The sequence below is a fragment of the Caulobacter sp. P4_E5 genome, from assembly GCF_056401555.1.
Map to the genome: position 1 here is coordinate 15,077 of NZ_JBFUJD010000052.1, position 23,780 is coordinate 38,856.

Consider the following 23,780-nt stretch of genomic DNA (forward strand, 5'->3'; position numbering starts at 1 on the left):
GTGGATTAACGATGTCCCGTAACCGGGTACAAACCATGCTCCCCCTAAGGTGCGCGCTCAACCAAGAGGAGCGCGACCTTGTTCGCCGAGCGCCGCCCCAAAGAGAGCCCGACGAACGGCGCCAATCTGGCCAAGGCGCTGGACTCCCAAGCCGCGCTTTTGCCTTATGCGCTTGGGGTTTTCGCGGTCAGCCTACCCTTTTTCGTCTGGGTTGGATCCTTCGCCGCCAACCGCGTCTGGATGAGCGCCAGCTTCGCGCTGTTCGCGATCAACTGGGCCGTCTTCTACGCCGCCGTGAACTGGTTGCGCGTCGAAGCGTCGCAAGACCTTAACCGCCGAGCGCGGGTTCAGGTGCTTTGTGGCGTGCTTTGGGCGCTGACCGTCGTTCAGATCTCGGCTTTCGCCCAAGGCGCCGGTCCGGCGCGCGACACCCTGCTGATGCTGGCGACGGCGGGCGCGGTGCTCTGCGTCTTCTTCGCCGCGCCTCACTTGCCGAGTTTGTTGATCGTCGCCCCGATCGCGGCGGCCGGTCCCTTGATCGCTCGGTTCTCGCATCCGGACGGCCAGCAGGCCGGTGAGCTGACCTGGGGCGGCCTGGCCCTGGCGATCACCCTGGCCTTGATCCTCAATCGCATGTTCCGCCGCCAGCATGATCTGGCCGTCGCCCACGAGCATCTGGTCGACGAGCGCCTGCGAGTGCTCGAGGCCGCCGAACGCACCGCCCGCTCGAAATCGGACATCGTCGCCACCCTCAGCCACGAAATTCGCAATGGCCTGACCGGCGTCACGCACGTGCTGGCGGCCGCCGCGGGCCGTGGCGGCCGCGCCGCGCCCTCGCGCGAGCAGTTGAACGCCGCCTTGGACGCCGCCCAGGATCTGATCTCGGTCCTGAACGCCACCCTCGACTCCGAAACGGCCGAGTCCGGTCGCCTCCATGTTGAGACCCAGCCTTTCGACCCGGTGCGCCTAGTCCAGGACCTGGTGCTGCTGGACAAGCCCCACGCCGCGACCAAGGGGCTGGAGCTGGCTGTCCACGTCGACCCTCTGCTGCGCGGCCGCGACAGGGGCGCGACCATGGCCGACGCCCTGCGCACGCGCCAGATCATCGCCAACCTGCTCGGCAATGCGGTCAAGTACACGGTGCGTGGCCGTATCGAGGTCCGACTGGAGCTGCGCGACGGTCAAGTGGCCATCGAGGTCGCCGACACCGGACCTGGCCTGTCGGTCGAGGAGATGGAGCAGGCCTTCGAGCCCTTCCGCCGCGTCGAGCGCACTGGCGCCGGCGTCAACGGCGCGGGCCTGGGCCTCTCCCTGTCGCGCCAATTGGCTCGCCTGATGGGCGGCGCCCTGGAGGCGCGCAGCGCCGTCGGCGTCGGCAGCTGCTTCACGCTGACCCTGCCCTTCGACGCCGACGTCGAATGCGAGTTGGAGCGAAATCTGGACTCCGCCGCCGCGGAGGCTTCGGGCGCGCCGCGCAGCTTGCGCATCCTGATCGCCGAAGACGACGCCCTGAACGCGGCCATGCTGCGCGCCATCCTCGAGCAGTTAGGCCACCAAGTGGTCCACGCCCAGAACGGCCGCCGGGCCGCCGACCTGGCCAAGATCGCCGAGTTCGACCTGCTGATGCTGGATCATCGCATGCCGATCATGGACGGCCCCGCGGTCGCCGCGTCCCTGCGCGACGCCGAGGGTCCCAATCGCGCCGCGCCGATCGTGGCGATGATCGACGGGGATGGCGACGAGGCTTCGGAATTCCTCGACGCCGGCGCCGACATCGTCCTGCGCAAGCCGGTCAGCGTGGCCGCCGTGGCCCGCGTCCTGGCCGACGCCGCCTCGCTCGACCGTCGCGAAGCCAGGGCCGAAGCCGCCTAAGGGCGCCCCAAGGTAAGCCTTCCCCCACGGGCCGCCCTCCCCCATGGTTCCCGCAACGACAAGGGCGGGGAGGACGCTATGCTGGAAGGACTGCGGGTCATCGAGCTGGCGACCTATATCGCAGCGCCCGGCGCGGCCGGGATCATGGCCGACTGGGGCGCCGACGTGATCAAGGTCGAGTCCCCCGAGGGCGACCCAATGCGGCGCTTCTTCGACACGATCGGCTCGGACCAGGACGCCAACCCGATCTTCGAGCTGGACAACCGAGGCAAGCGGGCGGTGGTTTTGGATATCCGCTCCGACCTTGGCCGTGAGGCCTTGAAGGCCCTGGCGGCGACGGCCGACATCTTCCTGACCAATGTCCGCCCGGCCGCCCTGGCGCGCGCCGGCTTGGGTTTCGAGGCGCTGAAGGCCGTCAATCCGCGGCTGATCTATTGCAGCCTGACGGGCTATGGCCTGACCGGTCCCGACGCCGACAAACCCGGCATGGACGTGGCGGCCTTCTGGTCGCGGGCCGGTGTCGGCTCGATTACCGCGCCCAAGGGGGCCGAGCCGTTCCCGATCCGCACCGGCATGGGTGACCACGTCACCTCGTTGGCCACGGTCTCGGCGATCCTCGCGGCGGTCCATGAGCGCACCCGCACAGGCGTTGGCCGCCTGGTCGAGACCTCGCTGCTGCGCACCGGCGTCTATGCGATCGGCTCTGACATGGCGATCCAGCTGCGGTTCGGAAAGCTGGCCTCCACGCGTGGCCGGCGCGAGGCGGTGCAGCCCCTGGCCAACTTCTACAAGACCGCCGAGGGCCGCTGGATCTGTCTCCTGCCCCGTCAAGGCTCGGTCGACTGGCCACGCATCGTTGCGGCGGCCGGACGACCAGAGCTGGTCGACGATCCGCGCTTTTCCTCGGCCAAGGCCCGCCGCGAGAACGGTCAGGCCTTGGTCGACATCCTGGACGAGGCGTTCGGGGCCATGAGTTATCCACAGGTCGCCGAGGCGCTCGACGCCGGCGACATCACCTGGGCGCCTTACCAGACGCCGCGCGAATTGACGGCGGACGCCCAGGCCGAGGCGGCCGGCTGCTTCGTCGACACGCCCGACGGCGCGGGCGGGACCTTCAGGGCCCCCGCCGCGCCGGCTCGCTTCCCAGGCGCGCAAGACGGCCCGCGCGGCCCCGCGCCAAGGCTAGGCGCGGATACGGCGTCGGTGTTCAGGGAGCTGGGATGGTCAGAGGAGCAGGTGGCGACGCTGACCAGCGTCAGCGCTGTTTGACCTTGTCGTTGGCGTCGGCCAGCACGCGCAGCATCTCGGCCGAGAACATCGAGCTGGCCAGCCGCTGGCCACCGCCCATGCTTCGGCTGTCCGAACCGCCAAACGGGTTGCCGACCTCTTGCGAGCCGCGAAGGATCAGGTCGACCATGGCTTCCTGCTGGCGGATACGCTCCAGGCGGCGGCCGCCGGCGTACTGCATGAAGCCCTGATCGCCTTCCGGCAGGCGGACAGGCTCTTGATCCGTGACACGCGTGGCGCCGCCGGTCWTGGTCAGGTTGGCGTAGACCTCGCCCACCGTGGCGGCGCGGCCTTCCTTGTAGAAGATCGAGCGGTTGGCGTGGGCGGCGTCGGGGAACATGGCGGCGGCGCTGGCGCCCGGCGATGCGGTCGCGGCCTCGATCAGGCGGGCCGAGCCTTTCGGTCCCAGGAAGTGAGCGGCATAGAGTTCGCCGGCCGTGGGGTCGCGGCCCACCCGTCCCCGCAGGTACGAGGCATGGTCGGAGGCCAGCTCGCCGGCCATCAGCGACGCCGCGTGCGGATCGGCCTTCAGGCCCAGCACGGCCTTGCGGGCCTCGTCGCCGTCGACGCGGTAGCGACCGTCCGAGCCTTGGCTGATCAGATCGGCGTAGCGAGCGTAGCCGTACTTGGCGCCGTGCTTCTTCAGCGTGGACAGCCAGGTCTGGTCGACGAATTGGAACAGGCCGGAAGCTGACGACGTCCGCGCCTTGGCGGCCGGGTTGAAACCGCTCTCGCGCTTGGCCGTGCCCATCAGGAACGTGAAATCGACCCCCGTCGCGCTGGAAGCGCGCTGGATCGCCGACTCGACGACGCTGCGGATGGAACTGACGGCAGGCATGGGTCTCATGACTGAGCGAGTATGGTTAATTGGCAATTAACCACGCTCGCCGGGCAGCGTCCGGGGACGAGATGCCGCACCCGATCTTACAGCCGTAAGAAAAATCGTCGCGTGGATTACGATTGTCAATTTACAGTCGAAGCGGCTCGTGCTGACCTGATCCTACAGATGTAATTCCATCTAGGAGGTCGATATGAACCTGGCTCTCCACCCCAACGGCTCCGGCATCCCGGGCCTGGACGACGCGCCACGCAAACCCTCGAAGGTGCTGCTGATCGGCATCGGCGTCTCGGCCGCCGCCCACATCGCTTTGATCGGTTACCTGGCCTATCAGAAGTACGTCACGCCGTTGCCCAGGATGGACGAGGACAGGGCCTTTGTCCTCGAACCGATCTACACGCCACCCAAGCCGCCGCCCCCTCCTCCCCCGACGAACCAGCCGCCGCCCCAGGCCGCCGCGCCGAAGCTGCACATCCCGCTGCAGACACCGTTCGAGACGCCCCCGCCTCTGGTCGCCGACCCGATCGTCGAAGGACCGCCAGCCACGGGTCCGATCACCACCCTGACGCCGACGCCACCCGCGCCGCCCGCCCCGCCTTCGCCGCCAACCAAGATGATCACCCGCGCCAACTGGCTGCGGCTGCCCTCGGCCGACGACATGGCCCGCTACTATCCGGAAAGCGCCCAGCGGCGTGGACTCTCGGGCTCGGCGACCCTGAACTGCGTGGTGGCGGTCAACGGCACGGTCCGTGACTGCTCGGTTCTCTCCGAGACTCCCACCGACGAAGGCTTCGGCAACGCCGCCCTGAAGGTTTCGCGCTTCTTCAAGATGAAGCCGCAGATGGAGAACGGCCAGGCCGTCGATGGCGCGACGGTGCGCATCCCGATCCGGTTCAACGCGGGCGCCTGACAGCCCTCCTCCAGCGTTGAAACGGCGGCCGGGTCGCAGCCTTCGGCGACCCGGCCATATCCGTCGCTAGTAGCTCTTGGGCAAGCCCAGCACGCGCTCGGCGATGAAGTTCAGGATCATCTCGCGGCTGACCGGCGCGATGCGGGCGATCATCGATTCGCGGAAATAGCGCTCGACGTCGTACTCCTTGGCGTAGCCCATGCCGCCGTGGGCCAGGACCGCGTTCTCGCAGGCGTGGAAGCCCGCCTCGGCGCCCAGGTACTTGGCGGCGTTGGCCTCGGCCCCGCACTCCTTGCCGGCGTCGTAGAGGGCGGCGGCCTTGAAGGCCAGCAGGTTGGCGGCCTCCAGCTCGGCCCACGACTTGGCCAGCGGATGGGCGACCCCCTGGTTCTTACCGATGGGCCTTCCGAACACGATCCGCTCGTTGGCGTAGGTGGTGGCCTTGGCCAGCGCCGCGCGGCCCAGGCCGATGGCCTCGACGGCGAACAGCACGCGCTCGGGATTGAGGCCGTGCAGCAGGTACTGAAAGCCCTTGCCCTCCTCGCCGACCAGATCCTCGGCCGGGACGAACAGGTCCTCGATGAAGAGCATGTTACATTCGACGGCCTTGCGGCCCATCTTCGGGATCGGCTTGGCCTCGATCTTCTCGCGGTCGGTGTAGAATAGCGACAGCCCTTGCGTCGGCTTCGCGCACTGGTCCTTCGGGGTGGTGCGAGCGATGATCAGGATCTTGTTGGCGCGCTGGGCGCCGGTGGTCCAGATCTTCCGGCCGTTCAGGCGATAGCCGCCCTCGACCTTCTCCGCGCGCGTCTCCAGGCTCGAGGTGTCGAGGCCCGAATTGGGCTCGGTGACGGCGAAGCACATCTTGTCTTCGCCCGAGATGAGCCGGGGCAGCAGGCGCTCGCGTTGCGCGTCCGTGCCGAACTTCACCAGCGGCATCGGGCCGAAGATGTTCAGGTGGATGGCCGAAGCGCCCGAGAAGCCGGCGCCCGACTGGGCCACGGCCTGCATCATCACGGCGGCCTCGGTCAGCCCCAGGCCTGCCCCGCCAACGCTCTCGGGCATGGCCACGCCCAGCCAGCCGCCCTCGGCGATGGCGGCGACGAAGGCCTCGGGGAAGTTTCCGGTCTCGTCGGTGCGGCGCCAGTACTCGTCGTCGAAGGCGGCGCACACCTTGGCGACGCCTTCGCGGATGGCTTCCTGCTCTTCGGTCAACCAGAATCCGGACATCCGGCCTACTCCCCTGCACGCTCTTGTTCGTTAGATCCTGGTCGTCAGGACTTGGACTCCTCGAAGCGGCGCGCGTCCATAGCGGCGGCGTCGGGGCCCGGGTTATCGTCATTCAGATACGCCGCGACCATGTCGGCCACAAGCGGCGCGAGCAGCCAGCCGTTGCGCCGCGCGCCCACCGCCAACAGGACGCCGGGGACCGCGCTCCAGCCCACCAGCGGCAGGCCGTCGGGCGTAGTGACCCGCACGCCGACCTCGACCTTCGCTTCGTCCAGATCGAGGTCAGGACGCAGGGCCCAAGCTGCCGCCCGCAGGGCCTGGGTCGCCGAGGCGTCCGGCGCCAAGTCGTCGCGCCCTGTTTCCATGGTCGCGCCGATGGCCAAGGTCTCGCCCGGGGCCAGATAGACCCCCTCGCCCCGCACCACCGCCGCGTCCGACTCCAGGGCCGGCGTACGCAGGATCTGGCCCTTGATCGGCGTCAGGGCGGCGGTCTCCGGCGCCAAACGGCCATCGCGCGCGCCGGGTCCGGTCGCCAGCACCAAGATGTCGCAGGCCTCGGTTCGCCCTTCGGCCAGGCGCAGGGCTCCAGGCGCGAAGGCCTCGACCGCGCTCATTTCGAAACGCACGCCCGCCACCTCGGCCGCCGCGCGCAGGGCCTCGAGGGCGCGCCGAGCGTCGATGCGCCAGTCCTCGATGATGACCTCGCCGGTTGGCAGGCCGAGGTCGCGCAGGCGCTGACCGACCTGGGCGCGCCAAGCCTCTGAGCCCTCGATTCGCACGCCGGCGCGGACGATCTCCAGTCCCAGGTCTTCGGCGAAGGCCGGCCACAAATCACGGGCGCGGCGCAGCAGGGGCAGGTGATCGCGCGAGGCGGGGTCGAACAGGGCTTCGCTGACCGGCGCCAGCATGCCAGCCGCCACGCCCGAGGCGTTGGCGCCGGGCGCAGCCGGATCGAAGACGGTGACAGCGAACCCCGCTCGCGCCAGGCGCAGCGCCGTGGCTGATCCCAACGCCCCGGCCCCGGCCACGGCGACACGCGCGCCCGATTGAACTTTCATGGCGCGCAGACACCTCTCGCGGCCTCGTCCGTCAAGCCCCCGACGACCTCTTCCGACCATGTCGCTCTCTTGCGAGCCGCGAAGCTAGACCGCGACACATTGGCGCGACGACCCGTTCCGCGTATGCCCGCACGTGACGACGCAGCCAAGCTCGGTCTATATCCGTTAATATTGGCACGAAGCCGCCTCGCGGCGTTGGAGGGAATACAGGCGGATGAACGATCGACCCGCAGTCGAACCGGCCCACCCCGTTGATCTGTACGTGGGGGCCCGGCTGAGAATTCGCCGCAAGATGATGGGTCTCAGTCAGACCCAGGTCGCCGACGCCCTCGGCATCACCTTCCAGCAAATCCAGAAATACGAGCGCGGCGCCAACCGCATCAGCGCCAGCAAGCTGTATGACGCGGCCAAGCTGTTGCAGGCCCCGGTGTCCTACTTCTTCGAAGGCCTGGACGAGACCGACGGCGGCATCGACGACGGCTTCGCCCAGCGGATGACCGAGTTCGTCTCCACGCCGGAAGGCCTGGAGCTGGCCAGTCTGTTCCCGCGACTCGCCGACCGCCGCCTGCGTCGCCGGGTCGTCGACCTGGTCCGCGCCATGGTGGACGACGACGCTCCTTAGGCGTTCGAGGCTTCCAGGTTGAAGCAAAGAGCCCGCGTCCGCCTCGGCGACGCGGGCTTTTGTTTGCCTGAACGATCGGACTCGCTGAGTCGGCGCTCCGCGTACGAAGTAAAATCTTACTTCGGATCGAGCGCTCGTCGTCCCTCTCGCCTAGCGAACGACCGTTCGTCGCCGAACGTCGTCCAATTCGCAGGCAAGCATGCTCCCTCCCCTGGCGTTTGCGCCGTCGCGTCTTTGTAGGTTCGCGCGGCTGTGTCGGACTCGCCATGACGCGCCGTCATCATCGCCGCCAGGCGGCTGTTCTGGTGACGGCGCGAAGCGAGGGGATTTACATGATTTCGATGAAGCGATTGGCGGCGGGGGCCGCCCTGGGCGCCATGACATTGGCGTTGGGGAGCGTGGCCTACGCTCAGGAGACGACAGCCTCCCTACACGGCCAAGTGACCAGCGGCGGTGTGGCCGTGCCGAACGCCAGCGTCACCGTGCTGCACACGCCCTCGGGCACGCGCAGCGCCACCATGACCGGCGGCAGCGGGGCGTTCGACGCGCGCGGCCTGCGCGTGGGGGGACCGTATACGGTGACGGTCAGCACGCCGGACGGCGGGACCAAGACCTTCACCGATCTGTTCCTGAGCCTGGGCAAGACCACCGACCTGGACGTCGAGCTGGGCGACAGCGCCCAGGTCGAGGCCATCGTGGTCTCGGCCGCCAGCCGCGCCAACAACGACCAGGGCCCCAAGACCGTCCTGAACCGCGACGACCTGAACTCGGTCGTGGCCGTGACCCGCGACCCGCGCGACTTCGCCCGCCGCGACATCCTCGTCGCCCAGGACCTCAGCGGCGGTCGCGCCGGCACCAACGGCGGCGGCATCTCGATCGCTGGCTCGAACCCGCGCTTGAACCGTTTGTCCGTCGACGGCGTGTCGGCCCAGGACAATTTCGGCCTGGCCCAGGGCGGCATGAGCACCGCGCGCGGCCCGGTCACCCTTGATGCGGTCGAGCAGTTCTCCGTCGCCGCCGTGCCCACCGATGTCGAGAACGGCGACTTCGTCGGCGGCGCCCTAAATCTGGTGCTGCGTTCGGGCGGCAACAGCTTCCACGGTGTCGGGTTCGTCAACTACCTGAACGAAGGCATGGTCGGCCGCCACTACAGCAAGACCCGCGTGCCCCAGACCATCAGCCAGAAGAACTACGGCGGCTTCCTGTCGGGCCCGATCATCAAGGACAAGCTGTTCTTCGCCGTCTCGTACGAGACCTACAAGACCCTGGACACCACCCAGTTCGGCGCCCCGGGTTCGGGTGCGGTCAACACCTTCTCGAACGGCCTGACGCAGGCGACGATCGACTCGATCGTCAACACCTACAACAACAATTACGCCAGCGATTACAGCCTGGGCTCGATCCCGCTGACCGCGCCGGTCACCGACAAGAAGTACTCGGCCAAGATCGACTGGAACATCAGCGACAAGCACCGCGCCAGCCTGACCTATCGTTACGCCGAGAGCAGCTCGTTCCAGCGCACCGATCTCGGCGCGGCCAACGCCTCGCTGTTCTCGCACTGGTACCAGCAGGCCAATAGCGACGAGGCCACGACCCTGGAGGTTCACTCCAACTGGACCGACAACCTGTCGACCACGGTGAAGGCCACCTATCGCGACTATCGCAACGGTCAGAACCCGCCTGGCGGCCAGAACTTCTCGGACGTGCGCGTCTGCGCCGCCCCGAGCTCGGACGCCACCCTGACCAGCTGCGCCGCCGGCTTCTCGCAGGTGCTGTTCGGCCCCGACCAGTTCCGCCACGCCAACGCCCTGGACGAGCAGGAGACCCGCTACCAGGCCGTGGCCGAGTACAGCTGGCGCGAAAACCGTTTCAAGGTCGGCGCCCAGGCCCGCAAGGCCGACGTCTTCGACGTGTTCGTGCCGAACTCGCGCGGCCAGTACTATTTCGACTCGATCGCCGACTATCAGGCCGGCAAGGCCAGCCAGCTGATCTACGCCAACTCGGTGACCGGCAACCCGAACGCCGCCGCCTTCGACAGCACCTATTGGACCTATTCGGGCTTCGCCCAGGACACCCTGGACATCACCGACAACCTGCAGGTCTCGGCCGGCTTCCGCTTCGACTGGTACGACGAGCCGGACCGCCCAATCCTGAACCCGAACTTCACGGCCCGGAACGGCTACACCAACCAGAAGACCATCGACGGCCTGCACGTCTTCATGCCGCGCGTCTCGGTCGACTGGAAAGCCAGCGACAACCTGCGTTTCACGGGCGGGTTCGGCCTGTTCGCGGGCGGCTCGCCCGATGTGCTGACGGGCATCTCGTTCTACAACACCGGCTACGCGACCAGCCAGGTCACGATCCAGCGCAACAGCAACGGAACCTTCACCGAGACCGGCGGCACCCCCGGCTTCACCCAGGCCATCGGTTCGACGGCGCTGGATGGCCTCAACACCGACGCCAAGTTCGGCCTGGCCGTTCCGACGGTGATCCAGCAACTGCAGCAGGGCACCTTGGCCGGGGCGCCGAGCATCCCGCCGCTGGGCGAAGCCATCGCCTTGTCGCCCAGCTTCGAGATGCCGGGCCAGTGGAAGCTGTATCTGTCGGGTGAATGGCGCGGTTCGGGCAAGTGGACCGACGGCTGGACCGCCACGGTCAACTACATCGCCACCCAGGCCCAGAACGAGATCACCTATTACGACAGCCGCGCCCAGCCGCTGGTGATCAACGGCGAGCAGAAGTTCCTGCCCGACGGCCGGATCCGCTATGACGGCCTGGCCGCCACCACGCCGGGCAAGAGCTCGGCCAACCTCGGCTCGAACCGCGACGTCATCGTCACCAACGCCGACAAGGGTGAAAGCTGGACGGCTAGCGCTCAGGTCTCCAAGCGCTTTGACTGGGGCGGCGACTTCTCGCTTGGCTATGCGCGCCAGAACATGAACGACATCAACGCCGGCCTGTTCTTCGGCACCACGGCGGGCTCGCTGTACGGCGGCGTCGCCGCCGGCATGGACCCCAACCGCGACTACCTGGGCCGCTCGGTCTACGAGATCAAGAACCGCTACAAGGCCGAGTTCAGCTACCGTAAGAAGTTCTTCGGCGACAACGAGACCCGCGTGACCCTGTTCGCCGAGCGTCAAGACGGCCGTCCGTTCGGCTTCTACATGCAGGACCGCCAGTCGGGCCGCAGCCAGGTGTTCGGCGTCAACCGCACGGCCCAGATGCTGTACGTGCCGGACCTCAGCGGCAGCGGCGGCGCGTCGGGCCTGGACTACGGCCTGGTGACCTTCGCCACCGCGAACGACCTGAACCTCTTCAAGAAGTACGTGACGCAATACAATCTGAAGCCCGGCCTGGCGCAGAAGAACTCGAACACCAATGCGCCGGTCAACCGCCTGGACGCCCAGTTCAGCCAGGAACTGCCGACCCCGATCGACGGCCACAAGCTGAAGATCCAGGTCGACGTCCGCAACCTGCTGAACCTGATCAACCGCGACTGGGGCCTGGTGTCGGAATATAGCGACATCAACACCCTGGCCCGGGTGGACTGCTTGAACGACAAAAACGCCCTCGCCACGACCAGCGACTCCGGTTGCGTCCGCTATCGCTATTCCGGCGTGCCGACCTCGGTGACCAAGACCCGCAATACGGGCCTGTCGCTGTGGTACATGCAGGTCTCGCTGCGCTACGAATTCTAGACGTAGATCCGGCGACGGAAATCGGGCCCGCGGCGTTCGCGTCGCGGGCCTTTTTCGTGTCCGGAACCCCGACTTCCCGCGCGCCGTTGATCCTGGAACGGAGCGGTGACGAGGGCGGGCGAGATGCCACGCGATACGATGGATGGTCCGCCGGCCGCGTCCGGCCTTCTCTACGTCAATGACGACGATCCCGGCATACGGCGGGTCCAGACCAAGAGCGGTTTCGACTATCGCGATCCTGATGGCGACCGGATCACCGACACGGCCACGCTTGACCGCATCCGGACGCTGGCCATTCCGCCGGCCTGGACCGAGGTCTGGATCTGCCCCTCCCCGCGCGGCCACATCCAGGCGACTGGCCGCGACCAGAAGGGGCGCAAGCAGTACCGCTATCACGACGCCTGGCGGCGCGACCGCGACGGCCTGAAGTTCGGCCGCATGATCGCCTTCGGCCGCGCGCTTCCAAAGCTGAGGGCAAGGGTCGAGGCTGATCTCGTCCGTCGCGGCCTGCCCCGCGAGAAGGTCATCGCCGCCGTGGTCCGGCTGATGGAGCTGACCCTGATCCGGGTCGGCAACGAGGCCTACGCCAAGGAGAACAAGAGCTTCGGCCTGACCACCCTGCGCGACCGTCACGCCAAGCTGTCAGGCGTCGGCGGCACGTTCCAGTTCAAGGGCAAGAGCGGCAAGGTCCACACGACGGGGTTCCGCGACCGCCGCCTGGCCCGCATCGTCAAGGCCTGCCAGGACATCCCCGGCCAGCGACTGTTCCAGTACATCGATGACGACGGCCAGCGGCGCTCCGTCGAGAGCGCCGACGTCAACGCCTATATCCGCGAAGCGATCGGCGAGGACTTCTCGGCCAAGGACTTCCGCACCTGGGCCGGCACCCTGGCCGCCGCGCGGGCCTTATGTCTGGTCCCCAGGGCCAGAAGCGCCGCCGAGGCCAAGCGCAACGTCAATACCTGCGTCAAGGCCGTCGCGGGCCTGCTGGGCAATACCGCCGCGGTCTGCCGGGGTTCTTACATTCATCCGCGGGTGCTGGAGGCGTATCAGCAAGGCGCCCTGCCGCTGAGGGTCGGCGGCTCGGCTCGGGCGTTCGAGCTGGCGGTGCTGCGGTTCCTGGAGGCCGCCGAGGCCTCGTGTTCCGAAGCCTGACGGGAACGGCCGCTCGGTGCGCGCCGTTGAGTCCGGTCGAACGGAGAAACGCCCATGGCCGCTGGCCGTCCCACCTGGCAGGGCCACCTGCGCCTGTCGCTCGTGACCTGCCCCGTCGCCATGTACACCGCCACCGACGCGCGCGGCGACGTGCACTTCAACATGCTGCACAAGAAGACCCATAACCGGATCCGGATGATCCCGACCGATCCCGACCTGGGGCCCATCGAGCGCGCCGACATCGTCAAGGGCTATGAGTACGAGAAGGGCGAGTACGTCGTCATCACCCAGGACGAGATCGACAGCGTCCGCCTGGAAAGCACCCGCACGATCGACATCGAGCGCTTCGTCCCTGGCAACGAGATCGACCGGCTGTACTGGGACAATCCCTATTTCCTGGTCCCCGACGGCAAGCTGGCCGCCGAGGCCTATGGCGTGATCCGCGAGGCCATGACCAAGGAGGGCCAGGTCGCCCTGGGCCGGGTGGTCATGCACCAGCGCGAGCGCCTGTTGGCCATCGAGCCGCGCGACAACGGCATGATCGCCTGGTCCCTGCGCACTCGCCGCGAAGTGCGCGACGCGGCCTCGTACTTCGACGCCATTCCCGAGAAGAAGCCCGACGCGGCGATGATCCAGATCGCCCAGAAGATCATCGAGCAGAAGGAAGGCCCGTTCGATCCCGAACAGTTCAACGACCGCTACGAGGACGCCCTGCGCGCCCTGATCAAGGAAAAGCAGAAGGGCAAGGGCCGCAAGGTCTCCGCGCCCGACGAGCCCGCCGACACCAATGTCGTGGACCTGATGGAGGCCTTGAGGAACAGCCTGGGCAAGGCGCCGGCCAAGGCGGCGGCGAAGAAGCCGGCGCACAAGGCCGCGCCGAGGAAGAAGGCGGGCTAGGGGCTCCCCCTACCTCTGTCATCCCGGGCGGAGCGAAGCGGAGACCCGGGACCGCCACGAACTCAGCGCTCCCGGCGGTCCCGGATCGGCGCCCTACGCGCTTGTCCGGGATGACAGGTCATTTGACCTTCACGCTCCCCAGCTTCTTGATCGCCGGCGCCAGGTCCCGCTCGCTGTCGGCATAGGCGTCCCAGGCGTCGAGATCCTTCAGCAGGCCTGGAACGGTCCGGATGTTGAACCGCGAGGGATCCAGTCCCTTCCTCACTTGGGTCCACGCCACCGGCCACGACACCGGCGCTCCCGGCCGTCCTCGCGGCGACAGCGGCGCGACCGCCGTGCTCATGCGGTCGTTGCGCAGGTAGTCGAGGAAGATGCGGCCGCCGCGATCCTTCTTGGCCATGGAGATCAGGTACTGGTCCGGACTGTCGGCGGCCATTTGGGCGCAGACCTCGCGGGCGAAGGCCTTGGCCGCGGGCCAGTCGACCTTCTCGCCCTTGAGCGGCGTCACCACGTGCAGCCCCTTGCCGCCCGTGGTCTTGCAGAACGGCACCAGGCCCAAGGCCTCCAGCCGGTCACGGATCTCGCGCGCGCCCTCGACCACGGCCTCGAACGGCACGTCGGGCGCGGGGTCGAGGTCGAAGACGAGACGGCCTGGAACCTCCGGCGCATCCGGCCGGCAGTTCCACGGGTGCAGCTCGGTCGCGCCCCATTGGCCGGCGGCGACCAGGCTCTCGACCGTGTTGAACATCAGATAGGGCTTGCGGTCGCCGCTGACGGTCACGTCGTCGATCAGGGCCGAGACGCCCTTGCCCGAATGGCGTTGGAAGAAGGTCTCGCCGCCGATGCCGTCGGGGGTGCGGATCACCGAGCACGGGCGGCCCGTGATATGCTCCAGCATCCACGGCCCGACCGCCTCGAAATATTCGACCAGATCCAGCTTGGTTCCCGGCATCCCGTCGCCGGCGTCGGGCCACAGCGGCTTGTCGGGATTGGAGATCGCCACGCCCAGCACCGAGGCCTTGCCGCCGGAACGTTTCGGCGCGGCCGCTTTCGGTTGGGCCAGTTCGACCTCGTCGGCCGGCGCCGGGGCCTCGGCCTCGACCGCTTGAGCCGGCTTGTCCTCGCGCAGGCCCTTGAACGAGGCCTGGCGCACCGAGCCGTCTCCCGTGAAGCCGGCGAACTCGATCTCGGCCACGAGGACGGGCTCCACCCAGTGGATGTTCGGCCCGCCGCGCGGTGCGCCCTTGCCGCCGAACGGCGAGGTCTTGCGGGCGTTGGCCTTCAGCTTGGGCAGCAGCTTGCCGACCTTGTCGCGGCTATAGCCCGTCCCGACCCGGCCGACATGGACCAGGTCGCCGTCGCGATAAACCCCGACGATCAGCGAGCGGAACGCATCGCCCGTGGTGGTCCAGCCGCCGATCACCACCTCGTGGCCGGCTCGGCACTTGGCCTTGGTCCAGGTCCCGCTCTTGCCCGAGCGATAGGGCGCGTCGAGCTTCTTGGAGACCACGCCCTCCAGCGACATCCGGCAGGCCGACTGCAGCACCGCCTCGCCGCCGCTCTGGAAGTGCTCGACATAGCGGATGCGTTCGCCGCCATTTGGGGAGGCGTTGGCCAGCAAGGTCTTCAGGCGGTTCTTGCGCTCCGCCAGCGGCAGGTCGGTCAAGTCCTCGCCGTCGGCGTGCAGCAGGTCGAAGACGAAGAAGATCAGGTCGTCGGTGTCCTCCTCGGCCAAGGCCGCCTGCAGGCCGGCGAACGAGGGCGAGCCGGCCTCGTCCAAGGCCACGACCTCGCCGTCGATCAGGCAGTCGGGGAGATCGGCGGCGTCGTCGATCAGCCGGGGGAAGCGCGCGCTCCAGTCCAGGCCGGCGCGGGTGCGCAGCGCGGCCTTACCGCCCTCCACCCGCAACTGCATGCGATAGCCGTCGAACTTGATCTCATGGACCCAGTCGCCGCCGGCCGGCGGGCGGTCGACCAGCTTGCACAGCTGCGGCGGCACGAAGTCGGGCATGGCCGCTTTTCGTCCCGGCTTGCCTTTCGCCTCACGCCCCTTCGGCGCGCCAGTCGCCTCGGCGGCCTGTTCGGCGCTGGCCTCGGGCGAGCCCTTGCTGCTCCAGACGGCGTCGGACGCCGGCCCGGCCTTGGTCATGAACGGCGTCGGGGCCTTGCCCTTGCCGGCGGCGATCTGCTCCAGGGTCCGGCCCGAGGCGATCGAGAAGGACGTGTCCTCCAGGAAGTCGGTGTCGCCCTCGATGGCGAATTCGTCGCGGTGCTTGATCAGCAGCCAGTTCTCGCGCTTGCCGCTCGAGGCCCCCTTGGCCATCCGGTCGTTGTTGATCCGGACGAGCACGTAGCCGCCCTTCATCCGCTCGCCGGCGAAGACCAGCTTGATCTCGCCCTTCTTCAAGCCCTTCTCCAGGTCGAAGCCCGGCTCGGGCGCCCACCAGCCGCGGTCCCACAGCATCACCGTGCCGCCGCCGTACTGGCCCTTGGGGATCGTGCCTTCGAAGTCGCCATAGGCCAGCGGATGGTCCTCGACATGCACCGCCAGGCGGCGATCGTGYGGATCGCGCGAGGGTCCCTTGGTCACGGCCCACGACAGGAACACGCCCTCGTGCTCCAGCCGCAGGTCGTAGTGCAGCCGCGTGGCGTCGTGCTTCTGGATCACGAACCGCGCGCGCGCCGAGGCGGCGACGTCGACCTCGCCGGACGGTTCGGCGGTGACCTTGAAGTCGCGTTTGGCCGCGTAGGCCGCCAGCTTGCGCGCCGCCATCGCCGCCCTCTATTCGCCGTCGAAGACTTCAGGCCGCTGGTCGTCGACGTCGCGGCCGTCGCCGGGATCGTCGTCCTGCTCGAGTTCGATGATCTCGTCGTCGTCCAGCTCTTCGCCGATCAAGGCGTCGTCATCGTCGGCGTCGCCCTCTGCCTGGGTCACGTCCAGCACGTTGGGCAGCTCCTCGAAGGTGCGCAGCTCGCCGTCCTTGCCGACCACGTCCTCGTCCAGCGCCTCGGCGCCATCCTGCTCGTCCCAGCCATCGGTATCGACATCGGTCATGGCGTTTCTCCTGTGCGTGCAGGAAGAAATGGCTAGAGGCCGGCCGGCGTTCCTCAGATCCTCCCCCGCTAGGGGGAGGTGTCGGCGCAGCCGACGGAGGGGGAAGATCTCTCAGCCTCACTTCCCCCTCCGGCGCTTCGCGCCACCTCCCCCGCTAGGGGGAGGATTTGCGCACATAGCTCCGCCGCCTCACGCGGTTGGCCGCTGAAGGGATGGAAAGGGACGCGGAGCGCCGGACAGCGTCCGGAGTGTGAGTTTGTAAGTACCGTTTCGACGAAGCCAGACGCTCCGCGCGACCGTTATCCGCCAGCGTCCCGTCGGGTGGCCCTGTTCAGGCCTTAGCGGGACCCAGGGTCTTCCGTTTCCGGAAGATCCCAGCGGTCGAAGAGGACGGGCTTGCAGCCTGACACGCCCTTTTACCTTCAACCACGCCGACGGCGGGCGGGCCTGGCAGCGCACCAGGTCCCCGGACCGTCCGAGTATCCCCCTCGGACCTTCACCGCTCGATCRCCCCCCGCCGCCGCAATCGGTCGCTGGCCATGCGCCCTTTCCTCGCGACGAGGTGAAGAGACTGTACGGCAGGTTTTGAGGGGGAGGATGAGAAGGGCTGAAMGCTCGTGGTTCGCATCACCCCTCTCTCTGAGAGAGAGGGAGGGGCCCATGCGCAGCATGGGAGGGTGAGTGGTTACACCGCCCACCGATAAATCCCGAAAACTCAGTGAGATGCGCGAACTCACAGACCGGCTTCGCCTAACCTCTCACCCTCCCACGCCTGCGGCGCGGCCCCCTCCCTCTCTCAAAGAGAGAGGAGTTCTATGCCCGTCCCCGGACGGGGATATCCGCTGAACGCAACGTCCGGAACCGGGAGCCAAGACCCTGCCCAAGGGTTTCCCTTGGACAGCGGAGGCGATCACCCATGCCGAACGAAAAGACCAAGCCCATCAACGACAACGAGCGCGAAACCCATCCCGCCGGCCTCGAAGCGCCGCCGCCGCCGGAACTGGATCCGACCAAGAAAACCGACGCGACGCACGATCCCAGCGCCACCGCCCCTGGCAACGGCGCCGACTAGTCGTCGCGGGCGCCCCTAGCCTTTCGCCAGCTTGGCCAGCACGGTCAGGATCTTCTCCGCCGCGTCGAGCCGCTGCGCGGGCGTGTCCCATTCGCCCTTTACGACCACCTTCTGATCGGGGCGCACCTTCCAGATCAGGTTGTTCTTGGCCACGTGCTGCATCAGGCCCATCGGGTTGGCGTAGCTGTCGCCCCGGAAGCTGGCCACCGCGCCCTTGGGGCCCACGTCGATCTTGGCGACATTAGCCTCGCGGCACAGGCCCTTGATGGCCACGACCTTGAGCAGGGAGTCGGTCTCGGGCGGCAGCGGGCCGAAGCGGTCGATCATCTCGGCCGCCAGAGCCTCGCGGTCGGCGGCCTTTTCGGCGTCGGACAGGCGGCGATACAGCGACAGGCGCACGTTCAGATCCGGCACGTATTCGTCCGGGATCATCACGGCCGCGCCGGTGTTGATCTGCGGCGACCAGCCCCGGTCCTCCAGCAACGCCTCCTGTCCTTGCCGCTGGCGCAGCTCGGCGACGGCGTCCTCCAGCATCTGCTGGTACAGCTCGACGCCGATCTCCTTGATGTGGCCGCTCTGCTCGTCGCCCAGCAGGTTGCCACCGCCGCGCTGGTCCAGGTCGTGGCTGGCCAGCTGAAAGCYGGCTCCCAGGCTGTCCAGCGACTGCAGAACTTGCAGGCGCTTCTCGGCCGACAGGGTCAGTGACTTCTCGACCGGCGTGGTCAGATAGGCGTAGGCGCGGGCCTTCGACCGGCCGACGCGGCCGCGGATCTGGTAGAGCTGGGCCAGGCCGAACATGTCGGCGCGGTGGACGATCAGGGTGTTGGCCGACGGAATATCGAGCCCACTTTCGACGATAGTCGTCGCAAGAAGCACGTCGTACTGGCCCTCGTAGAAGGCCGTCATCACGTCTTCCAGCTGGGTGGCCGCCATCTGGCCGTGACCGACGACGTATTTCACCTCGGGCACCTGGGTGCGGAGGAACTTCTCGATGTCCTCGAGGTCCTTGATGCGCGGCACCACGTAGTAGGACTGGCCGCCGCGGTACTTCTCGCGCAGCAGGGCCTCGCGCAGGGTCACCGGGTCGAACGGGCTGATATAGGTCCGCACCGCCAGGCGATCGACCGGCGGGGTGGCGATGATCGACATCTCGCGGATGCCGCTGAGCGCCATCTGCAGGGTGCGCGGGATCGGCGTGGCGGTCAGGGTCAGCATGTGCACGTCGGCGCGAAGCTCTTTCAGCTTCTCCTTGTGCTTGACCCCGAAGTGCTGCTCCTCGTCGACGATGACCAGGCCCAGGTCCTTGAACGAGACCTGCTTGGACAGGATGGCGTGGGTGCCGACCACGATCTCGAACAGGCCGTTGGCCAGGCCCTCGCGGGTCTCGGCGGCCTCCTTGCCGGTGACCAGGCGCGACAGGCGCGTGACCTTGACCGGCCAGCCCTGGAAGCGGTCCTTGAAGGTCTTGTAGTGCTGGCGGGCCAGCAGGGTGGTCGGGCAGACGATCGCCACCTGCTTGCCGCTCATCGCCACCACGAAGGCCGCGCGCAGGGCCACCTCGGTCTTGCCGAAGCCGACGTCGCCGCAGATCAGGCGGTCCATCGGCTTGCCGGACGCCAAGTCCTCCAGAACGTCGTGGATGGCGCTGAGCTGGTCGTCCGTCTCCTCGTAGGGGAAGCGGGCGCAGAACTCGTCGAACACGCCGTGCGGCGGGTCGGTTTCCTCGACGTGCTTGAGCTGGCGGGCGGCGGCGATCTGGATCAGGCCCTCGGCCATGACCCGCAGGCGCTCCTTGGCCTTGGCCTTGCGCCCTTGCCAGGCCGCGCCGCCGAGCTTGTCCAGCTGGACGTTCTCGGCGTCGGTCCCGTAGCGGGTCAGAAGGTCGATGTTCTCGACGGGCAGGTACAGCTTGGCCTCGCCGCCATACAGCAGGTCCAGGCAGTCGTGCGGCGCGCCCTGGACGTCGAGGGTCTTCAGCCCCTCGTAGCGGCCGATGCCGTGGTCGATGTGGACCACGAGATCGCCCGGCGTCAGGGCGCTGGCCTCGGCCAGGAAGTTGGCGGCGCGACGCTTCTTGCGCGGACGCGCCAGGCGGTCGCCCAGGATGTCGGTCTCGGAAATGACCGCCAGGCTCTCGGTCTCGAAACCGTGGTCCAGCGGCAGCACGACGCGCTGCGGAACCTTCGGGTCATTGGCCTTGGCCGCCTGCCAATAGGCGGCATAGGGGATCTTCTTCAGCCCGTGGTCGGCCAGCATCGTCCCCAGGCGCTCGGACGAGCCCTCGGACCACGAGGCGAACAGCACGCGTTTTCCTTTGCCCGCGAGATCGCGGGCGTGGGTTGCAGTGGCCTCGAACAGGTTGACGCTGTCCTGGGCCCGCTCGGCCGCGAAGACGCGACCCAGCTTGGCCCCCATGTCGACGACGTCCAGGCCCTGGGGCTGGAACGGCGTGAACAAGCGGTGGGTGCGATCGGAGAGTTCGCGCTCCCACTCGGCCACGGTCAGGTACAGGGCTTCGGGCGCCAGCGGGCGGTAGGCGGATTTGCGGTCGGCGTTCGAGCGGGCCTCGTAGGCGTCCTGGATCATGGCCAGGCGCTCGTCGCGGGCTTCGGTGGCCTGGTGGTCGACGCCGATCAGGGCGCCGGCCGGCAGATAGTCAAACAGCGTCGCCATCCGCTCGTAGAACAGCGGCAGCCAGTGCTCGAGCCCGGCCCGGCGGCCGCCCTCGCTGACGGTGGCGTACAGCGGGTCGTCGCCCGGCGCGCCGAACTCGGCGACATAGCCCTTGCGGAAGCGCGAAATCCCGTCGGCGTCCAGCAGGGCCTCGCTGACCGGCAGCAGGTCGATCTCCTTCAGCTGCCGGGTCGAACGCTGGGTCTCCGGGTCGAAGGCGCGGATGCTTTCCAAGGTGTCGCCGAACAGGTCCAGGCGCACCGGCTCCTCGGCGGCCGGCGGATAGACGTCGATGACGCCGCCGCGGATCGCGAACTCGCCGCGCTCGGAGACGGTGGAGGCGCGGGTGTAGCCGTTGACGGCGAAATAGCGCTCCAGGTCCTTGATATCGACGACGGCGCCGACCTTGGCGCTGTAGCTGGCGCGCAGCAGCACATCCTTGGTCGGCACGCGCTGCAGCAGGGCCGGCGCGGCGATGACCAGCAGGGCGGGCTTGGTCTCGCCCAGGCCGCGCGCCAGGCGCGACAGGGTCGACATCCGGGTGGCCGAGACGCCCGAGGACGGGCCGATGCGGTCATAGGGCAGGCAGTCCCACGAGGGGAACAGCACCGCCTCGATCTCAGGCGCGAAGAACTTCAGGCTGTCGATGAAGGCGCCAGCCCGGGCGGTGTCCCGCGCCACGAAGGCGGTTAGGCCCCCGCGCGCCCGGGCGATATCGGCCATCACCAGCGCGTCAAAACCTTCCGGCGCGCCGGCCAGGGTCAAGCCGCCGGCGGCCTTGGCGATCTGTTTGGCGTCGTAGGCCATGAAGTCTCTTAAGCTAAGGTCTCTAGGCGCCGTCGCCGACCGGGCGCGAGGCGTGGGCCTCGAACCTGAACGTGCGGATCATGCTCATGACGTCCGTCTCGAATGCGTCAGGAGTCGGTTCCTGGCCGACGATCCAGGCGTAGATCTCGCGGTCCGGCTGTTCGAGCAGGATTTCCAGGGTGTCAAACTGTTCCGGGGTGAGGTTCGGGCCATGGATGTCCGCGAACGGACCCAAAATCAGGTCCGCTTCCCGGAAACCGCGATGCCAGGCGCGGAAACGAAGGCGCCGAAGGCGAGAGTCGTGGTCGATGGTCATACGCGGCCGGATATAGAGCGACCTTACGGCTTGCGCCACTCCATGATCGCGTACCACGGCGCGCGGCGATAGCTGTCGCCCCGCTCGGGCGGACCGCCGACCGGGGCCGGCTCGTCGAAGTGGGTCAGGACCAGGCCCTGCCCCAGGAACCACTGCATGTAGTCCTTCAGCGGACGGCGCCAGTTGACGATCTCGATGCCGCGCCAGCTCTGCCGCTCGGCGCGCGGCTCCAGATAGCGATCGATGGCGAAGTGGGTCTTCTGGCCCAGCAGGCCTCTTTGCCAGCCGTCGTGGACGCGGGCGGTCGAGAAGCTGGTCAGGTTGGCGACCAGCAAGGTCCCGCCGGGCCTTAGCACCCGAACCATCTCGGCGATGGCCGCCTCGGCCGGCGCGATGTCGATCAGCGACAGGCAGCTGACCACCAGGTCGAAGCTGGCGTCGGGAAAGTCCAGCGCCTCGGCGCGGCCCTCGACATAGACGCCCTCGGGATCGCGGGTTCGCGCCGCGTCGAGCAGTTCCAGGGTCGGGTCCAGCCCGACCGGATCGAAGCCCTCGCAGCGCAGGATCCGACAGAACCGCCCCTCCCCGCAGCCGACGTCCAGCGCCCGGCCAGGCGGCAGAAGCCGCAGCCGCGCGATCATCGGCGCGTCCAGCACGTACTGACGCCCGTAGTCGCCCGCCTCGCCCATGTCGGCGATCCAGGCCTTGGCCGATTTGTCCCAGCCGTCGTCACGCATCTTCTGGGTACCCCCTATCGCCTTGTGGAGATTGACTTTGCCGACTTTCGGCCTATTTATCCCGACCTTCGGAGCAGGTCTGGCGAATCCGCGCCGCCCGCTCGCCCAAGCACGGGCGGCTCCGGCTCAGACCAGCGTGTAATGACAGAATTCTCCGATCTCGGGCTCTCGCCCACGACCCTGCAGGCGGTCGCCGACACCGGCTATACCACTGCTACGCCCATTCAAGCCCAAGCCATTCCGGTCGCCCTCGCGGGCCAGGACGTGCTTGGCATCGCCCAGACGGGCACCGGCAAGACCGCCGCCTTCACCCTTCCGCTGATCGACAAGCTGCAGTCGGGCCGCGCCAAGGCCCGCATGCCGCGCGCCCTGGTCATCGCCCCGACCCGCGAGCTGGCCGACCAGGTCGCCTCCAGCTTCGAGAAGTACGCCAAGGGCACCAAGCTCTCGTGGGCGCTGCTGATCGGCGGCGTCTCGTTCGGCGATCAGGAAAAGAAGCTGGACCGCGGTGTCGACGTGCTGATCGCCACGCCCGGCCGCCTGCTCGACCACTTCGAGCGCGGCAAGCTGCTGATGACCGGCGTGCAATTCCTGGTCGTCGACGAAGCCGACCGCATGCTGGACATGGGCTTCATCCCGGACATCGAGCGCATCTTCAAGATGACGCCGCCGAAGAAGCAGACCCTGTTCTTCTCGGCGACCATGCCGCCGGAAATCACCCGCCTGACCAAGCAGTTCCTCAAGGATCCCGTGCGGATCGAGGCCGCGCGTCCGGCGACGACCAACGAGAACATCACCCAGCTTCTGGTCAAGGTGCCCTCCTCCGATCCCAAGGCCAAGCGCCTGGCGCTGCGGGCGCTGATCGAGAAGGCCCAGATCGAAACCGGCATCGTGTTCTGCAACCGTAAGACCGAAGTCGACATCGTCGCCAAGTCGCTGCGCTCGCACGGCTTCGACGCCGCCGCCATCCATGGCGACCTCGACCAATCCCAGCGCATGAAGACCCTGGCGGACTTCCGCTCGGGCGCGCTGAAGATCCTGGTGGCCTCGGACGTCGCCGCGCGCGGCCTGGACATCCCGGCTGTCAGCCACGTGTTCAACTACGACGTCCCGCACCACGCCGACGACTATGTCCACCGCATCGGCCGCACCGGCCGGGCCGGGCGTTCGGGCGTCACCTACATGCTGGTGACCCCGGCCGACGACAAGGGCTTCGACAAGGTCGTCAAGCTGATCGGCTCGACGCCCGACGAAGAGAAGCTCGAGCTGGACTACTCCAACGCCGTGACCGTCAAGCGCGAAGGCGACCGTGACCGCAAGCGCGGCGGCCGTGATCGCGACCGTGGCGAGCGTGGCGCCGAGCGTGGCGAACGTCCGCCCCGCGCGCCGCGTAGCCGTGGCCGCTCGGAAGAGACCGCCGCCGAAGCGCCCGCCGAGGCTGTGGAAGCCGTCGCCGTCGCCGTCGAAGCGCCGGAAGCCGCCATCGCCGAAGCGCGTCCGCCCCGCGAACGCAAGCCGCGCCGCGAGCGCGACCGCGCGCCGCGCGCCGAAGC

At 68.1% G+C, this 23,780-nt stretch carries 17 protein-coding genes and 1 pseudogene; 9 read left to right on the forward strand and 9 right to left on the reverse strand.

The features are described 5' to 3' along the window. Window positions 1-78 precede the first annotated feature (78 nt). The gene (locus AC1DSO_RS15985) at window positions 79-1,872 is read left to right on the forward strand and encodes an ATP-binding protein (RefSeq protein ID WP_477069761.1); all 1,794 of its coding nucleotides are present in this window, start codon (window positions 79-81) and stop codon (window positions 1,870-1,872) included. Between the two features lie 78 nt (window positions 1,873-1,950). Next, window positions 1,951-3,141, forward strand: coding sequence for a CaiB/BaiF CoA transferase family protein (locus tag AC1DSO_RS15990; protein ID WP_477069762.1), 1,191 nt, complete (start codon window positions 1,951-1,953; stop codon window positions 3,139-3,141). Here AC1DSO_RS15990 and AC1DSO_RS15995 read toward each other — a convergent pair. Further along, a complete protein-coding gene (locus AC1DSO_RS15995) occupies window positions 3,128-3,997 on the reverse strand; it encodes a transglycosylase SLT domain-containing protein (protein WP_477069763.1) in 870 nt (289 codons plus the stop codon). The genes AC1DSO_RS15990 and AC1DSO_RS15995 overlap by 14 nt on opposite strands. A gap of 193 nt (window positions 3,998-4,190) precedes the next feature. Between AC1DSO_RS15995 and AC1DSO_RS16000 the strand changes: the two genes are divergently transcribed. Next, entirely contained in the window at window positions 4,191-4,907 is a 717-nt protein-coding gene (locus AC1DSO_RS16000) for an energy transducer TonB family protein (RefSeq protein WP_477069764.1), read from the forward strand. 66 nt (window positions 4,908-4,973) lie between these two features. Here AC1DSO_RS16000 and AC1DSO_RS16005 read toward each other — a convergent pair whose 3' ends face one another. Together AC1DSO_RS16005 and AC1DSO_RS16010 are read right to left on the reverse strand one after the other, a co-directional pair. Further along, window positions 4,974-6,137, reverse strand: coding sequence for an acyl-CoA dehydrogenase family protein (locus AC1DSO_RS16005; RefSeq protein WP_477069765.1), 1,164 nt, complete (start codon window positions 6,135-6,137; stop codon window positions 4,974-4,976). Window positions 6,138-6,181: 44 nt separating this feature from the next. After that, on the reverse strand, window positions 6,182-7,195 hold the full coding sequence (locus AC1DSO_RS16010) for an NAD(P)/FAD-dependent oxidoreductase (RefSeq protein ID WP_477069766.1): 1,014 nt from the start codon (window positions 7,193-7,195) through the stop codon (window positions 6,182-6,184). Window positions 7,196-7,409: 214 nt separating this feature from the next. Between AC1DSO_RS16010 and AC1DSO_RS16015 the strand changes: the two genes are divergently transcribed. From AC1DSO_RS16015 to ku, 4 genes are all read left to right on the forward strand, one after another. Then, window positions 7,410-7,817 (forward strand): helix-turn-helix domain-containing protein, encoded by a 408-nt coding sequence (locus AC1DSO_RS16015; protein WP_477069767.1) that lies wholly within the window; start codon window positions 7,410-7,412, stop codon window positions 7,815-7,817. Between the two features lie 332 nt (window positions 7,818-8,149). Further along, window positions 8,150-11,515 (forward strand): TonB-dependent receptor, encoded by a 3,366-nt coding sequence (locus tag AC1DSO_RS16020; RefSeq protein WP_477069768.1) that lies wholly within the window; start codon window positions 8,150-8,152, stop codon window positions 11,513-11,515. Window positions 11,516-11,638: 123 nt separating this feature from the next. Then, window positions 11,639-12,670 (forward strand): DNA topoisomerase IB, encoded by a 1,032-nt coding sequence (locus AC1DSO_RS16025; protein ID WP_477069769.1) that lies wholly within the window; start codon window positions 11,639-11,641, stop codon window positions 12,668-12,670. Window positions 12,671-12,724: 54 nt separating this feature from the next. Next, a complete protein-coding gene (gene ku, locus AC1DSO_RS16030; RefSeq protein ID WP_477069770.1) occupies window positions 12,725-13,567 on the forward strand; it encodes a non-homologous end joining protein Ku in 843 nt (280 codons plus the stop codon). Window positions 13,568-13,685: 118 nt separating this feature from the next. Here the strand turns inward: ku and ligD are convergent, their stop codons facing one another. The 3 genes and pseudogenes from ligD to AC1DSO_RS16045 form a co-directional block, all read right to left on the reverse strand. Continuing rightward, window positions 13,686-16,340, reverse strand: a complete 2,655-nt coding sequence (gene ligD, locus AC1DSO_RS16035; protein WP_477069771.1) for a DNA ligase D — start codon at window positions 16,338-16,340, stop codon at window positions 13,686-13,688. A 9-nt stretch (window positions 16,341-16,349) separates the two neighbouring features. After that, complete coding sequence (locus AC1DSO_RS16040; RefSeq protein ID WP_477069772.1) at window positions 16,350-16,622, reverse strand: hypothetical protein; 273 nt, start codon at window positions 16,620-16,622, stop codon at window positions 16,350-16,352. Window positions 16,623-16,960: 338 nt separating this feature from the next. Continuing rightward, window positions 16,961-17,221 (reverse strand): annotated as a pseudogene (locus AC1DSO_RS16045) (hypothetical protein). A gap of 317 nt (window positions 17,222-17,538) precedes the next feature. Here AC1DSO_RS16045 and AC1DSO_RS16050 point away from each other — a divergent pair. Further along, window positions 17,539-17,694 carry a hypothetical protein gene (locus tag AC1DSO_RS16050; protein WP_477069773.1) on the forward strand — a complete coding sequence of 52 codons (156 nt, stop codon included), beginning with the start codon at window positions 17,539-17,541 and terminating at the stop codon, window positions 17,692-17,694. Window positions 17,695-17,709: 15 nt separating this feature from the next. Here the strand turns inward: AC1DSO_RS16050 and mfd are convergent, their stop codons facing one another. From mfd to AC1DSO_RS16065, 3 genes are read right to left on the reverse strand one after another with little or no spacing between them, the layout of a single operon-like run. Continuing rightward, complete coding sequence (mfd, locus tag AC1DSO_RS16055) at window positions 17,710-21,174, reverse strand: transcription-repair coupling factor (RefSeq protein WP_477069774.1); 3,465 nt, start codon at window positions 21,172-21,174, stop codon at window positions 17,710-17,712. Window positions 21,175-21,196: 22 nt separating this feature from the next. Continuing rightward, window positions 21,197-21,490, reverse strand: a complete 294-nt coding sequence (locus AC1DSO_RS16060; protein ID WP_477069775.1) for an FAD assembly factor SdhE — start codon at window positions 21,488-21,490, stop codon at window positions 21,197-21,199. A 23-nt stretch (window positions 21,491-21,513) separates the two neighbouring features. Next, window positions 21,514-22,227, reverse strand: a complete 714-nt coding sequence (locus AC1DSO_RS16065; RefSeq protein ID WP_477069776.1) for a class I SAM-dependent methyltransferase — start codon at window positions 22,225-22,227, stop codon at window positions 21,514-21,516. Between the two features lie 141 nt (window positions 22,228-22,368). On the opposite strand from AC1DSO_RS16065, the gene AC1DSO_RS16070 reads away from it, so the two are divergent. Further along, window positions 22,369-23,780 (forward strand): DEAD/DEAH box helicase (locus AC1DSO_RS16070; RefSeq protein ID WP_477069777.1); only part of this gene is annotated, 1,412 nt, incomplete at its 3' end.